Origin of the sequence: Brachyspira sp. SAP_772, assembly GCF_009755885.1 — a bacterium.
Taxonomy (GTDB): domain Bacteria; phylum Spirochaetota; class Brachyspiria; order Brachyspirales; family Brachyspiraceae; genus Brachyspira.
The window spans coordinates 1-673 of sequence record NZ_VYIX01000204.1; the positions used below are offsets into that span (position 1 = coordinate 1).

1 pseudogene is annotated in these 673 nt (G+C 17.2%); it reads left to right on the forward strand.

The annotated features are described in order from the left end of the window. Nucleotides 1–622 (forward strand): annotated as a pseudogene (locus tag GQX97_RS13560) (glycosyltransferase family 2 protein); the annotation flags it as partial. Nucleotides 623–673: the final 51 nt, after the last annotated feature.

The following is a 673-nucleotide window of genomic DNA, read 5'->3' on the forward strand; positions in this document are numbered from 1 at the left end:
GCAATTTATTACTGAAAAATTAGGTGCGGCTGAAGATAGTAATTTTACTATAAAATTAATGTTGAATAATCCTTCTATATCTTTTAATAATAAAAGTATCTATTATTATAGATATACAAAGTCTTCATTAACAAATACTATAAGTAGAAATAATATATTAGCTTGTATATCAAATATGTATGATGTTATTTATTATTGTGAAAATAATTTTCCKAATTTATTGAATAAAATTTATCATAAAACTTGGATTCCTGTTATAAATTTTTATTTTTCAACCAATGAAGAAACTAGAAAAGAAGTTTATAAAGATATATTTAAGTTTTCTAATTTTATTAAAATAGATTATCAATTTATAGATAAAAAGTCTTATTATGAASAATATATATATAGTGAATATTGCTCTATAATTGCRTCAAATAATTATGGTGAATATTTATTAAATAAAAGAATATTTGATAGAATAAATGATTTAGAATATAAAATTAATAATTTAAAAGAAGATATAAAAAAAGCTGATAATTGGTTTAGATTATTTGGTATTAATAATTCAAAAGATTGTTTAATTCTTATTTTATTTGGAATAAAAATTTCTATTAAGAAAAAAAATGATAAAGATATATAGATTTAATTAGTCTGTTATATTATAATACTTCAAATTTGATAAGGAATTTGA